We start from the raw sequence: 13,508 nt of genomic DNA, 5'->3' as shown, positions 1-13,508 counted from the left end.
GTCCTTGACGTGTCAGCACCATAGATGTTAAAACAGTATTTGTAAAACTATGTTTATTATTAAATAATTCATAAAAAGGAAGCGAACAATATGCCAGATTTTAGAAAGCTGGAAGGTACTATTCCGGTTGCACCTCTTAATCTTATTGTAATGGATTCAGCCAAGGAACTTGGAGAAAGCGTAAACCATTACATCTCAGAATTCAGACATGATCTTTATAAGATGCCTGAAAGTGATCCTGCTTTTCATGGATATGTAAAAGACAATTACAAAATTGATTACAGCCTTGACAGATTTAACAGTGGTGAAGCTAAGGCTACCATCAAAGAAAGTGTGCGTGGAAACGACGTATACATTTTAACTGATGTCTGCAACTACAGCATCACCTATAAAATGTACAATTATGTAAACCATAAATCTCCTGATGATCATTATCAGGATCTTAAGCGTGTTATTGGTGCAATCACTGGTAAAGCAAAGAGAATAAATGTCATTATGCCATTCCTCTATGAAGGACGTCAGCATAAAAGAAATGGTATGGAATCTTTAGATGCTGCTCAGATGTTTGCCGAACTCCACGAAATGGGCATTTCAAACTTTATTACTTTTGATGCTCATGATCCCAGAATATCCAATGCAAAACCTCTTGGCGGTTTCGATAACTTCCTTGCTTCATACCAGTTTATGAAAGCTTTATTGTCCCATATTGATGATCTTATTGTTGATAAGGATCATCTCACAGTTATAAGTCCTGATGAAGGAGCCCTTGACAGAGCTGTCTACTTTGCAAACGTTATCGGCGCAGACACCGGTATGTTCTATAAGAGACGTGATTACGCTCACGTAGTTAACGGAACAAATCCTATTGTTGCTCACGAATTCCTCGGTTCTGATATTTTAGGCCGTGACGTTATAATAATAGACGACATGATTTCTTCAGGTTCAAGTATGATCGATACAGCCAAGCAGCTTAAAAATATGGGTGCAAAGCGAGTATTTATCTGCACAACTTTTGGACTGTTCACAGATGGAATGTCAAAATTTGATGACGGTTATGAAAAAGGATACTTTGATGCTGTCATCACCACAAATCTTACCTACATGAATGAAGAAGTTACAAGCAGGGAATATATCTTCATAGCTGATATGGGAAAATTCCTTGCAACAATCATCGACTTCTTAAACCATGACGCTTCAATGGCAACCGTCAACATGCCTACCGACAAAATTCACGAAATTGTTGGCAAATACAATTCAGGCTGCAAAACTCCTGCTGAGCTGTTTGATTAAAAATAAAGAGTCTTCCTATGATATTAAAAAAACATGCATTCTTGAATTGTTGATTCAAGAATGCATGTTTTTTATTATTCTGCCACATCAAATGCAATTATTACTTTGAAAAGATCTCCATCAAGCCTTATGTCGAAGGTGCCACCCTGAGCCAATGTCAGATTTTTGGCAATTGAAAGACCAAGTCCGCTTCCCTCGGTTGTTCTCGACTCATCTCCTCTTATGAATTTCTTTGTAAGTTCCTCAGCGCTTACATTAAGCTCTTTTGCAGAAATATTTTTTATGGAAAAGAAAGCCTTTTTTACACCCTCTTCATTTTCATCCACATACATTTCAAGATATACTCTGGTGCCTGACAGGGCATACTTGCAGGCATTACCGAAAAGATTTTCAAGCACTCGCCAGAGATGTCTTGCATCTGCAACTATAGATATATTCTTTTCCTCTGCTTTAAAAATCGGTGTAAGTCCACTTGCTTCAAACTTTTCAAAAAACTCCCCGATTGTCTGGTTTACAAGCTCTACAAAATCAATCTTTGACAGCTCAATGCTGATATTTCCGGAACTGATTTTGGATGCTTCAACCAGATCCTCTGTGAGTTTTTTTAGTTTTTGAGATTTCTGATCAAGAATTTTTACGTATTCTATCACTCTCTCATTTCCAATATCTTCTCTCTTTATGAGGTCCACATAATTGATTATGGAAGTAAGCGGGGTTTTGATGTCATGCGAAACATTGGTGATCAGGTCAGCCTTTAGTTTTTCATCCTTCATACTGGTATCCACAGCTTTTTCTATTCCCTCACCGATAGAATTAACTGCATCTGCAAGTGCAATATTATCTGAATGTAGTGATCCGATATCTACCTTTGACTTTACATCCCCATTTTTAATTTTATCTATAACCTTGATTATTTTATCTCTGTCAAGATTCTGCCTGTAGAGATAAATTCCAACCAGAATATCCATAAATGCAGCTATAACTATTCCGGCCAGGCCTATTTTAAAAAGGCACAAATTCAAAACAATAAAGGAAACATACGGTATCCAGGTTCTTATTATTACATTTCCATTATCGGTTGTTGTAAGAATAAGATTTCTTGCTCCCAAAATAAGTTTTCTAAAAAGGCTGTCTTTCCAAAGAGCTTTCTCTTTTATCTTGCCTGCAATTCCATAAACAAGTCCCAAAAATCCCATGTTGAAAACACATGCTCCGATTGCAGCGTAAAATGGGAAATTCTCAAGTCTTACAATTTTCAGATAACTTGTATCGGTAAAAAATGCAACTGCAATAAATAGTGCCACAGGAAGTGCCATAATAAGCAGATTTTTAATTCCTACAATCTCTGTGTTAAGAGTCCTTCCACTTATGGCAACCGGACTTTTCAAAGTTATTATAAACAGTAATATATAAATAAACGCTGCTACAAAACACAAAATAAGAATCTGCGTCCTGTATGGCATATATTTTGTAAAGCTTGCCTTGCCCTGAGTGAAATCGTCAATGCATGGATACCCATTGGTATCAACAGCAACATATACCTTTATCTGATCGGGATATGCATAGCTGTAGGTCTTTAATAAGCTTCTCACCACATTTTCTTTTATGAGGGTATTAGTCTCATAATTTAACTCATAAGGGCAATAGTATATGTATCTTCCATAGTTTTCAAAAACATTTTTTATATCTATACCTGTAGTCTCACCTGAAAGTTCAGTAACATTCGTAAACACAGATGTAGAGCCATTAATAGTCCTTGTAACATAATATCTTAAGTTACTGTTCTGATATCCATAGTAAGAAAGAAGGTTTCCATATTCCTCAAAGTTGGATAAAAGATTTCTGGCAGCTTCTTCCACATTACTGCAAAGAAGGCTGTACTCTTCCCAGCTTGAAACCAGGTCTTCTATATTCTTTCCATCAACTGTCTGATACCTTGATGAAAGTATATTATGTGAACCGCTTCCTTTAACAGAATTGCCTGATACGGTAAATTCAACGCTGTTATCCGCAAGCGAAGAACTTAAATATGAATTCATTCCCCCGGACATCAGATTGTTTTTTAGATGTGTATATGTCGTAGTAGAGCTTAAGAAAGCTGCGCTCTCATCTTCAGTGAAATTTCTTGTCTCATATACAAAGCCGCTCTGAGCCCATTTAAGAAGATCAGACACCGTATATGCAGCCGTTATATAATCCCCCGGAAGTGTTGTGCCTTTATTGACGTAGGCAGTTACGTCAATTTTCTTTTCACTGTCATACTCACCGGAAGTTTCAAGCTGGCTTCTGATGGCAATAAGTCTAATTACATCCGAAAGATTGTTACCCAGGATATTGTTAAAAAGATACGAATCCTCATAGGTTCTGTTTCTGTCAGATTCATATAAAGTATAGGAATAGTCTCCTTTTGCACCCGTGATTATTATGCTGGTTCCGGCAAAAACAAACACAAGTGAAAATGCTATAAATGCGGCAAGAATATGCTGCAAAAAGGTTGTGATTTTAAAATTAACAGGCTTTTTTAACATGGCTCCTCATCTTCAATCTTATATCCAACTCCCCACATTACTTTAAGGTATCTTGGATCTCTTGGATTGATTTCTATTTTTTCTCTGATATGTCTGATATGGACAGCTATAGTGTTGTCTGCGGCAAAAGAACCTGCATCTTTCCAGATATTCTGATATATCTGTTCAATAGAAAATACCTTGCCCTTATTTTTCACAAGGAAAATAAGAATGTTATATTCTATTGGAGTCAGTCTTATACTTACTCCATCTACAAAGCACTCTTTTGAATTATCATCTACCACAAGACCGCCGGTCTTATATATATTTTCCTCTTCCTGAGTACTTCCAAGAACCGTATAACGTCTGATATTGGACTTTACTCTCGCAACAAGTTCAAGGGGATTAAAAGGCTTTGTGACATAATCATCAGCCCCGATATTAAGCCCCAGAATCTTGTCAGAATCCTCAGATTTGGCGGACAAAAATATTACGGGAATTGAACTGAATTTTCTAAGTTCCATGACCATGCGTATTCCGTCCATTTTGGGCATCATTATATCGACAATTGCCAACGAAATTTTGGTTTTCTTAATTATTTCGAGGGCTTCAATGCCATCATATGCCTTGTAGACTCTGAAATCTTCCTGTGATAAATAAATTTCAATAGCATCAACTATTTCCTTGTCATCATCGCAAACTAATATATTTTCCATTTTCTGCTCCATATCCTATATATATTAAATCAGATAATTCTTAAGATTTACCTACGAAAATTCTTAAGATTTCTTAAGAATTTGACGTTTTATCGTTAATACTTAAAAAAGCCATGAGATTTCCCCTCTTTTCTCCGTGAACCCTGTGTGAAAAAAGAAGATCCGGATTACATTTCGTACAGATATCCGTGACAATTATATTTTCTTCCATAACCCCCGCATTTTTTAGAGACAGCTTAATGGCGTTCCAAAGAAAGAGCCTGTATTTCCCGTTTGGATATGGAATCAGGATTTTTTCATTATCAAGCTCTTCTTTAGTAAAAGCCTTGGAAAATTCCAAAGCAACATCTTCTCCTATTTCATAACAGTCACCGCAAATGGAAGGACCAATGGCACAAACACAGTCACTTGCTCTGGTTCCATATTCCAGCCCCATCTTTTCTACTGCTTTTTTGCCAATCTGTCCCTGTGTCCCTTTCCAGCCTGAGTGAACAAGTCCGATAGCTTTTTTTACGGGATCAATTATGTATACGGGCGGACAATCAGCGTGGAATGTTCCAAGTATTATTCCGGGAACATTTGTTATAAGCCCGTCTATATCTGTATAATCCCTTACCCTTTTAGGTCCTTTTCCTCTGTCATCTTCTGTAACGGTGCGGATATTTGTTGTGTGCGTCTGAAATGTACACACAAAGTCATCCAGTGTTCTGCCATGTCCAAGCACATCGGCTATTCTCCTGTAATTTTCATTGACGCATGCAGCGTCATCTCCTCTTGTGTAGCTTAAATTCATTGTGGAATAATGCCCGCCGGAGACTCCGCCAAGCCTTGTGCTAAACAAATGATCTATAAAACCAAGTTTTTCAATACCCGGAAAAACAATGTATGTCACACCGTTTTTCTCTCTGACTTCAGTTGTCTTAATATCACTACATCTTTTTATCGAAATATTGTTATTCATATAAAAGTTCACTTTCTTTTTATAATTACCGTATTTACACACTTTATCATAATTTGTTAAACTGTACCATAGACAGCTTATTTGGAGGAAATATGAAAAAAATAAAAAACAATTGGTACTGGGGAGTCGTTGTTTTTATCTCAATTTTGGAACTGATAGTATTTATGATTGCAGGTAGTGATAATACAATCATAGGTGTACATGATAATCTTGATATACATATAGCCGATTACCAAATTCTAAGCCTTAATAAAGCTTTCTTTGGACACAACATAACTGTCCCTCTTCTTGGTGGCATTGACAGAAATTTCCTTTTATCGGAGTTCTATCTATATTCCGTTTTATATATGATATTTCCAAATTTCGTTGCATATATAATCGGATACTTTATAAAAACCTTCCTGGCTTTATTTTCAGGAATTCTTTTAGGCAGAGATATTTTAAAAGAAAAATATAAAGACTATGAGTGGGCTATTGTACTTGGAAGCTTTATTTACGGACTTCTTCCGCTTTATCCCGCTTTTTCTTTTGCATTCGCTTCTATTCCGCTACTCATATATTTGTTAAGAAAAGCTGTAGAGAAAAATGAATTAAAATATTATATCTTATTATTCCTTTATCCTACTCTGTCCTACTTTACATTCTTTGGACCATTTATCATTGGGTATATTTTTATTTACTTCATCTATATATCCATTAAGGACAAAAGAATCAATATACCGCTGATACTTAGTATGATCCTGATCTCAATCTCTTTTATTCTTATTGAATACAGGCTGTTTCTTTTAATATTTGCAACAAAAGAACCGACTATAAGAGATCAAATGGTAATTGATAATCTTTCTTTTAGTCAGATTATTTTGACCGTAAAAGATGTATTTATCAACAATATGTTTCATTGCAACGACCATCACAGGTTCGTTGTTATGCCTATTGTTTTGCTTTGTTTTGTCATAATAAATATCAGACATATATTAAACAGAGAATATAAAAAACTATTATCTGATCCTTTTAACCTTGTACTATATTTTATTATATTTAACTGCATTATTTACGGATTGTATTATTGCTATCCTGTAAGAACCTTATTTGAAACTATATTTCCTCCATTAAAGGGATGGCAGTTTAACAGAACAGTTTTCTTTAATCCATTCCTTTGGTATTTGGAAATAATAATCGTTGCCATCAGAATGTCCAGGCTCTACAAAGTACTTCCCAAAATCATGCTTATCATTGTTATGTTTATGGTTATTGGAACTCAATCTCTGTACAATGATTTTTATAATACTGTATATGTTAATACCTGGGAGCTTATCAATAATGAAAAGTCAGAGACAATCTCCTACGGAGATTTCTTTTCAGAGTCTTTATTCGATGAGATAAAAAAAGATATAGATTATAACGGCGAATACTCTGTAGCATATGGTTTTCATCCATCAGTTCTCTCCTACAGCGGAATATCAACTTTAGATGGATGTCTCAGCTACTACTATCAATCCTACAAGGATGCATTCCGCAAAGTCATCGCTCCGGCGCTTGATGAATCGGAAGTTGCCAGAGAATACTATGACGAATGGGGTGCAAGAGCCTATATATACTCAGGAACAGTTGACTCTATCTGGTCTCCTACAAGGTCAAAAGATGTAGATGATAAGCGCCTTCTCATAGATACTAATGCTTTCAAAAGTTTAAATGGAAAATATATCTTTTCAAGAATAGAAATAAGTAATGCTAAAGAACTTGGTCTAAAACTGGTTGGACAATATCAAAACGAAAAATCACCATACACAATATGGTTATACAGTATTTGACTTTTTTTACTAATACTCAGGTTCAAAGCATGTACTGGAATGCATCTTTATACCATTTTATTGTTGACGCTCCCTCTTCTCCCGAAATAGCTATAACATCATAGCGAATGGGAGCTGATTCAGATATCTGATTGAAGGCAAGATAGAATCTTGATACATTACAAATCTGTTTTTGTTTAGACAAAGTAACGGCGGCCTCCGGGCCGCCATATTTTGTGTTTTTTCGATATTTAACTTCTATAAAGCAGTAATACTTGCCATCGAATGCAACTATATCTATCTCACCGCTTCTTACTCTGAAATTTCTCTTTAAAATCTTAATATTCTGCTCTTTTAAGTATATACATGCAAGTGTCTCATACCATGAGCCAATGTCCCGTTTATTCAATTCTTATTATTCCTTCTATATCTACTTAAGGCTACGGTCTTTGGCTTTTATTTTATCCATTGCATCAACGAAAACAAGTATTTCAGCGACAACTTCATATAACTCCGGCGGTATCATCTCACCAATCTCAAGCTTGGAAAGAGTTTCAGCCAGTTTATCATCTTCATGCACCGGAATCTTATTTTCTTTTGCCTGTTCAATTATTTTTTCTGCCAGAACGCCTTTTCCCGAAGCAATGACTTTAGGTGCGCCGTCTTCATTAGGATCATATGAAAGCGCCACGGCGGTTTTTGGTTTTTCTTTCTTTTCCTCAGCCATACCTATGCCCTCGCATCAAAAGAAGTTGTTGATATTAAAGGTGTTTTTGCAACCTCAAACATCTCATCTACAGCAGCATCGTCTCCATCAATGTCATCATGAAGTTTTAATGATACATTCATGGTATATCCTCTTTTCTGAAGTCTCTCATCCAAAATATGAATATTATCATTTATAAGATCAAGAACCATCTCATCTGCTACGTAGAAGTTAGTCGTAACCTTTTTTTCCAGGAGCTTAACATATACATCAATAGGCCCCAGATTATCCATATCAAGGTGAAGAACAGCACTCACAGAGCCATCTTCACTCATTCTTTTATTTTTATTTCTGTATACATAAAGATCGCCATGAACATTCTGCCCAGCCATTTGTAGCGGAAGCTGAACATATTGAAACAAATGATTCAGCTGATTCATAAAATCAAGATTATTAGAAAGACTATTTAGTGACTGACCAAGCTTTGAATCATTATGCCCAACATTATTTACAGCCTCTGCCAGATGCTTTACCTGATTGCCAAGCCTCTGATATAGATTATTTATATTTTCCTTATCTTCAACTTCATCCGGTTTTAGAAGCCACTGTCCCTCTATATTTTCTTTTAGTATCTTTCCAAACTCTTCGCTTGAAAAGAGCTTTTTCCATGAAGCACTCTCAGGAATCAATTGTAAATCTGAATTTTCAAATCTTACTGCAAGCTCCCTGAAAAGTTCCTTGGAATCAGATGTATTTAGCTTATTTATTATTTCTTCAGACACGCCAAGATTACGTAAAGTATCTATAAATTCGGAAGAATAGGCTCTGTTTGAATTTACATTTTTCCCTGCGCTTTCTAAAATCACACCATCTTCCTGAGCAGTCAGTTCAAAAGTCATTGTTTCAACTTCCTGCCCTAATTCTTTAACCGGAGTCTGAGCATTAATCTGAGCAGGAGTCTGGGCCGTAGTTTGAGCTTTTACATTAGGATTATTTAATCCTTCAGTAATCTCCGGAGAATTTGCAGAAACAGCCGGACTGTTATATGTAAACTCTCCGGTGTTTTTACTGATTTCGCCGCCGAATGCTTTAAGAACTGCACCATATAAATTAAGAGCTTTGGTTTCTTCACCATTTGAAATCAGTGTATTATATGAATCAGGAAGTGAATCCATTATATCTTCCATTTCAGCCACTACCTGATGCTCATAGTTTTTGTAACTTTCAAAACTCTTTATATTGTTATCTGTAATTGGAATATTAAGGCTTTTCATTTCAACCAATGTAGAAATCGGAGACTCAGGAAATAAATTCATATTTCTATTCATTTCCTGCAAAGAGCCTTTATCGATAGGAAGCTGTGCCTCCATCATTTCACGAACCATATTAAGGTTCTCGGGAGTATTTTCAAGACCTGCTTCAGAAAGTGCTTTCATAGCACTACTAAAAGTTGCTGTATTTTCAAATAAAGGCATAATGGAAATAGCTTTTGCAGTCTGCCCCTTAACCGCAAACTGCATAGTCTGTCCTTCTCTTAAATTCATTTCATCACGCAAGAAGGCAGCTATCTCATTACCGGAGACATTTATATTTACCATTTTCCCATTATCAGTATCTAAAATTGACACAATAGTACCCTGAATGACAGAACCGTTTTTCAGGTTGAGAGGCTGCTCACTAACCTCTTTTCCCTGAATCAGACTGCCATTTTGAATAGTAACAAGATTAGATTGTGATACATTAGAAATACCACTCATACAAAGTTACCTATAAAAGATCTTCGATGTATCGGACAAGGACCATATTTTTTTATAGCTTCAATATGATCCTGACTTCCATAGCCTTTATTAGAATCAAAGTGATACTCAGGATACTTATAAGCTTCCTCTTTCATAATCCTATCTCTTGTAACCTTCGCAACTATACTTGCTGCAGCAATTGATATACTCTTGGCATCACCTTTTATAATTGAAACCTGATTATAATCATCCATTCCTTCAAGATGAACAGCATCTATTAAAAGAGTTGCCGGCTTAACGGATAAACTCTTAACAACCTTTATCATAGCCTCTTTAGTGGCATTAAGAATATTTATCTCATCTATTCTTTCAGGAGGATTACATCCGATGCCAACAGCAAGAGCTTTTTCCATAATAACATCATAAAGCTCCTCTCTTTTTTTTTCGGATAATTTTTTAGAATCATTAACATAAAGAATGCTACAATCCGGTGGAAGTACAACCGCAGCTGTATAGACAGGACCTGCAAGAGGTCCCCTTCCGACTTCATCAATTCCGCATATAAGTCCCAGATGGGCATACTCTCGCTCGTATTTTTTCATATCTTCAATTCGAGCAATTTCCTTTTCAAGAGCATTTAATTTTTTGCCGGCTGATTCCACAAGCTTTTTAACGCCGCTTCTTTCATCATCAGAATATTCGTTGATAAAAGAAATATACTCTTCCCTGGTGGTCGCAAGTTGCAATGCAGCCTTAATATCTATCATTGATGTCATTATCTTATGCTCCCAAATTTGGAAAATGGATATATTCTGACAAAAGCTCTGCCTATTATATCAGATTTATGTATACTTCCTACAGAAATGTCCCTGCTATCCATGCTGTGATTTCTATTATCTCCCATGACGAAGAACTCATCTTCTCCAAGTACTACTTCTGTTTCAGCCCTTCCTGGATCAATAATTATCTCTGCTCCATAGTTTTCTTCCAAAAGCTCTCCATCAACGTAGATATTACCATCATAATCTATTCGTATGCTCTCGCCCGGAAGACCAATGATTCTTTTGATAAAGAACTGATCATTCCCATACTGATACGGGAACACAATAATATCGAATCTTTTGGGCGAACTGAATCTATAGGAAACTTTTTCTATCAAAAGCGAATCTCCATCCTGAAGAGTCGGCTCCATAGACTGTCCGCTGACCTCTGTTCTTTGCATTACAAAGGTAATAAAAAGAAATGTTAAAAGAAAAATGACAACTAAATATATTACTGTACTGAGCAGTTCTTTAAGAAACTTTTTCATAACTATTGTCCCATCACTTTTATGTTTATTGTAATTCTGGTCTTTCAAGGGATATCTTACCAAGTCTTCCATTTCGAAAATCATCTAAAAGAAGGGAGGCAGCTCTTGAAATGTCAGGGTTTCCACCTGCAAGAAGACACTTTCTGTTTATGGCTATTGCTGATAAAACTCTGCTTGAAGGTGTTGAATACTGATCTTCTTCAAGACTAATAAGCTGATCATCCGTTATATCATATTTTTCCGAAATGACCTTTGAATAAAATCTATCAAGATATTTAATAAGCTCACATGCAAGCTCAGCGGTGTCAATATTTTCGTCATTCATTGATCCTATGAGTGCAAGCTTAAGTCCCACTTCCTGATCTTCAAACTTAGGCCAAAGAATCCCCGGTGTATCAAGAAGCTGCATGCTTTTACTTAAAGTAATCCATTGTTTACCCTTAGTAACACCCGGTTTATTACCGGTCTTGGCAGAAGCTTTTCCTGCCAGTTTATTTATAAAAGTTGACTTACCGACATTTGGAATACCTGCAACCATCGCTCTTATAGGCCGTCCGATAATACCTCTTTTTTTATCTCTCTCTATCTTTTCAGCGCAGGCTTTCTGAACCAGCTCTTTAACTTTATCTGCCTCGTTGCCTGTTTTGGAATTCATCTCCATAACAAACAGGCCATTTTTTTCATAATACTCTTTCCACTGTTTAGTGACAGATGAATCTGCCAGATCAGCTTTATTAAGAATAATAAGTCTGAATTTATTTTTCCCCAGTTCATCTATATCGGGATTTCTGGATGAAGCCGGAATTCTAGCGTCTACAACTTCAATTATAATATCAATCAGCTTGATGTTCTCCTGCATCATTCTGATTGCTTTAGTCATATGACCGGGATACCACTGTAAATTCATTCTAGAACAAAACCTCCGCTAAAATCACTGGAACCTAGTTTAAACCACACCTTACCAACTATCATATTGGATTTTACGATACCAATATTGGCGCTGCGGGAGTCTTCACTGCTGTTTCTGTTATCTCCAAGGACAAAGTATTCTCCGCTCCCAAGTTTTATTTCGTTTACGGCTATCCCTGCATCTTCCATTTTATCATATATTTCATCGGTATCTTCAGTTTTTTCACCATTTACATATAAATAGCCATCAATAATCTGCAGCTTATCCCCCGGAGTAGCCACAACTCTCTTCACGTAATAATGTGAATTGGAATTACCATTTGGTAAAAATGCAATAATGTCTCCTGCAGAGGGTCTCAGAATTTTATACTTTAACCTGTCCACAAGTACTACCTGACCACTTTCAAGGGACGGACTCATGGAATCTCCAATGTTAGTTACCTGCATTCCAAGCGCAATCACAAAGACTGTAGCAAGAAATATCGAAATTGCAGTAACAATCAACCACGAAAAAATTTCGTGGAGAACTTTCGGTGTTATTATTTTTTTCTTGGGATTAAGGTAAAGATTTCTTTTCTTTTTCCTAAACATGTTCATCCTCTACGCCGTATTAAAAGTGCAATATCCATTAGATAGAAAAAGAAAAGGCAATTACTAAAAAGTAACTGCCTTTTAACTAACAACTTATCTGGTAACAAGTTCCTTAACTTTTGCCTTCTTACCTGTGAGACCCTTAAGGTAGTTAAGCTTAGCTCTTCTAACCTTACCTCTTCTGATTACCTCAACCTTCTCAACGATAGGTGAGTGAAGTGGCCAAGTCTTTTCAACACCAACACCATAAGACTCTTTTCTTACTGTGAATGTTGTACGGTTGCTGCCACCCTGGATCTTCTTAACAGTTCCTTCAAAAACCTGTACTCTTTCACGGTTTCCTTCCTTGATCTTAGCGTGTACTCTTACAGTATCGCCTGTGTGGAACTGAGGTGCGTTAGCATTAAGCTGCTCCTTCTCGAGCTCTTCGATAATTGTACTCATATCTTTTCTCCTATTCTATGGACGTTCTTAACACGACTGCCGTGACAGAGGACCGTCTGATTTTCACAACGTACTATAATATAACATAAACCCTGCAGGTACGTCAACAAAAACATTATTTTGCCTTTATCAGATTTGAAGGTCCAAATCTGTCAGGCAAAATTTCAGGTAAAGTGTATACCCTGTACTCAGCTACCGACTTGGCAACGATTACTAAAAATGAATCGTCACAAAACTCGCTCATAACCTGCCTGCAGACTCCGCACGGAGGGCAAAATTCAAGTTCAGAAGCCCCGGCAGGACCTCCGACAATCGCTATAGCCTTAAAAGTAAGTACTCCTTCGCTAACTGCCTTAAAGAATGCAGTTCTTTCAGCACAGTTTGTAGGTGTATAAGAAGCATTTTCAATATTGCAGCCTGTATAAATCTTATCATCTGTACTGAGAAGTGCCGCACCTACATTAAAATGAGAATATGGAGTATATGAATAATTCCTCATATCAAGAGCCTTCTCAATAAGCTCTTTTATCTGTGTTTCGTTCATCA

The 13,508-nt window shown here is 36.5% G+C and carries 14 protein-coding genes; 2 read left to right on the top strand and 12 right to left on the bottom strand.

The window, feature by feature from the left end; translation table 11 throughout:
- The first annotated feature begins 90 nt into the window (after positions 1-90).
- On the top strand, positions 91-1,290 hold the full coding sequence (locus tag J6O61_RS03715) for a ribose-phosphate pyrophosphokinase (RefSeq protein WP_292209759.1): 1,200 nt from the start codon (positions 91-93) through the stop codon (positions 1,288-1,290).
- Between the two features lie 74 nt (positions 1,291-1,364).
- Here the strand turns inward: J6O61_RS03715 and J6O61_RS03710 are convergent, their stop codons facing one another.
- The 3 genes from J6O61_RS03710 to pgeF form a co-directional block, all read right to left on the bottom strand.
- Positions 1,365-3,818, bottom strand: coding sequence for a sensor histidine kinase (locus J6O61_RS03710; RefSeq protein WP_292209757.1), 2,454 nt, complete (start codon positions 3,816-3,818; stop codon positions 1,365-1,367).
- Positions 3,812-4,513 carry a response regulator transcription factor gene (locus J6O61_RS03705; protein WP_292209755.1) on the bottom strand — a complete coding sequence of 234 codons (702 nt, stop codon included), beginning with the start codon at positions 4,511-4,513 and terminating at the stop codon, positions 3,812-3,814. The genes J6O61_RS03710 and J6O61_RS03705 overlap by 7 nt, the downstream gene beginning before the upstream one ends.
- Before the next feature lie 73 nt (positions 4,514-4,586).
- The gene (gene pgeF / locus J6O61_RS03700) at positions 4,587-5,474 is read right to left on the bottom strand and encodes a peptidoglycan editing factor PgeF (RefSeq protein ID WP_292209752.1); all 888 of its coding nucleotides are present in this window, start codon (positions 5,472-5,474) and stop codon (positions 4,587-4,589) included.
- A 92-nt stretch (positions 5,475-5,566) separates the two neighbouring features.
- On the opposite strand from pgeF, the gene J6O61_RS03695 reads away from it, so the two are divergent.
- A complete protein-coding gene (locus J6O61_RS03695; protein WP_292209750.1) occupies positions 5,567-7,285 on the top strand; it encodes a DUF6044 family protein in 1,719 nt (572 codons plus the stop codon).
- 22 nt (positions 7,286-7,307) lie between these two features.
- Here J6O61_RS03695 and J6O61_RS03690 read toward each other — a convergent pair whose 3' ends face one another.
- The 9 genes from J6O61_RS03690 to J6O61_RS03650 all read right to left on the bottom strand — a co-directional run bounded on the left by J6O61_RS03690 (position 7,308) and on the right by J6O61_RS03650 (position 13,506).
- Positions 7,308-7,673 (bottom strand): YraN family protein, encoded by a 366-nt coding sequence (locus tag J6O61_RS03690; RefSeq protein ID WP_292209747.1) that lies wholly within the window; start codon positions 7,671-7,673, stop codon positions 7,308-7,310.
- A gap of 21 nt (positions 7,674-7,694) precedes the next feature.
- Positions 7,695-7,991: an EscU/YscU/HrcU family type III secretion system export apparatus switch protein gene (locus J6O61_RS03685; RefSeq protein ID WP_292209744.1), complete on the bottom strand. Its 297-nt coding sequence runs from the start codon at positions 7,989-7,991 to the stop codon at positions 7,695-7,697.
- Positions 7,992-7,993: 2 nt separating this feature from the next.
- Complete coding sequence (gene fliK / locus J6O61_RS03680; protein ID WP_292209741.1) at positions 7,994-9,727, bottom strand: flagellar hook-length control protein FliK; 1,734 nt, start codon at positions 9,725-9,727, stop codon at positions 7,994-7,996.
- Positions 9,724-10,485 carry a ribonuclease HII gene (locus tag J6O61_RS03675; protein ID WP_292209739.1) on the bottom strand — a complete coding sequence of 254 codons (762 nt, stop codon included), beginning with the start codon at positions 10,483-10,485 and terminating at the stop codon, positions 9,724-9,726. Before J6O61_RS03675 ends, fliK begins: the two co-directional genes overlap by 4 nt.
- Entirely contained in the window at positions 10,485-11,018 is a 534-nt protein-coding gene (lepB, locus tag J6O61_RS03670) for a signal peptidase I (RefSeq protein ID WP_292209736.1), read from the bottom strand. The genes J6O61_RS03675 and lepB (J6O61_RS03670) overlap by 1 nt, the downstream gene beginning before the upstream one ends.
- 25 nt (positions 11,019-11,043) lie before the next feature.
- On the bottom strand, positions 11,044-11,925 hold the full coding sequence (gene ylqF / locus J6O61_RS03665; RefSeq protein ID WP_292209735.1) for a ribosome biogenesis GTPase YlqF: 882 nt from the start codon (positions 11,923-11,925) through the stop codon (positions 11,044-11,046).
- Positions 11,922-12,518, bottom strand: a complete 597-nt coding sequence (lepB, locus tag J6O61_RS03660) for a signal peptidase I (RefSeq protein ID WP_292209733.1) — start codon at positions 12,516-12,518, stop codon at positions 11,922-11,924. Before lepB (J6O61_RS03660) ends, ylqF begins: the two co-directional genes overlap by 4 nt.
- 93 nt (positions 12,519-12,611) lie before the next feature.
- Entirely contained in the window at positions 12,612-12,962 is a 351-nt protein-coding gene (gene rplS, locus J6O61_RS03655; protein ID WP_013280946.1) for a 50S ribosomal protein L19, read from the bottom strand.
- A gap of 115 nt (positions 12,963-13,077) precedes the next feature.
- Positions 13,078-13,506, bottom strand: a complete 429-nt coding sequence (locus tag J6O61_RS03650; RefSeq protein WP_292209935.1) for a cytidine deaminase — start codon at positions 13,504-13,506, stop codon at positions 13,078-13,080.
- Positions 13,507-13,508: the final 2 nt, after the last annotated feature.

It is taken from the genome of Butyrivibrio sp., from assembly GCF_017635265.1.
Classification (GTDB): Bacteria; Bacillota; Clostridia; order Lachnospirales; family Lachnospiraceae; genus Butyrivibrio.
This window is presented reverse-complemented; position numbering and strand designations above follow the sequence as displayed.

Coding starts and splice junctions, on each gene's coding strand:
- ylqF (WP_292209735.1), bottom strand. CDS start 11,925: ATGAATTTACAGTGGTATCCCGGTCATATGACTAAAGCAATCAGAATG.
- J6O61_RS03675 (WP_292209739.1), bottom strand. CDS start 10,485: ATGACATCAATGATAGATATTAAGGCTGCATTGCAACTTGCGACCACC.
- J6O61_RS03710 (WP_292209757.1), bottom strand. CDS start 3,818: ATGTTAAAAAAGCCTGTTAATTTTAAAATCACAACCTTTTTGCAGCAT.
- pgeF (WP_292209752.1), bottom strand. CDS start 5,474: ATGAATAACAATATTTCGATAAAAAGATGTAGTGATATTAAGACAACT.
- J6O61_RS03715 (WP_292209759.1), top strand. CDS start 91: ATGCCAGATTTTAGAAAGCTGGAAGGTACTATTCCGGTTGCACCTCTT.
- J6O61_RS03650 (WP_292209935.1), bottom strand. CDS start 13,506: ATGAACGAAACACAGATAAAAGAGCTTATTGAGAAGGCTCTTGATATG.
- rplS (WP_013280946.1), bottom strand. CDS start 12,962: ATGAGTACAATTATCGAAGAGCTCGAGAAGGAGCAGCTTAATGCTAAC.
- J6O61_RS03705 (WP_292209755.1), bottom strand. CDS start 4,513: ATGGAAAATATATTAGTTTGCGATGATGACAAGGAAATAGTTGATGCT.
- J6O61_RS03685 (WP_292209744.1), bottom strand. CDS start 7,991: ATGGCTGAGGAAAAGAAAGAAAAACCAAAAACCGCCGTGGCGCTTTCA.
- J6O61_RS03695 (WP_292209750.1), top strand. CDS start 5,567: ATGAAAAAAATAAAAAACAATTGGTACTGGGGAGTCGTTGTTTTTATC.
- lepB (WP_292209736.1), bottom strand. CDS start 11,018: ATGAAAAAGTTTCTTAAAGAACTGCTCAGTACAGTAATATATTTAGTT.
- fliK (WP_292209741.1), bottom strand. CDS start 9,727: ATGAGTGGTATTTCTAATGTATCACAATCTAATCTTGTTACTATTCAA.
- lepB (WP_292209733.1), bottom strand. CDS start 12,518: ATGTTTAGGAAAAAGAAAAGAAATCTTTACCTTAATCCCAAGAAAAAA.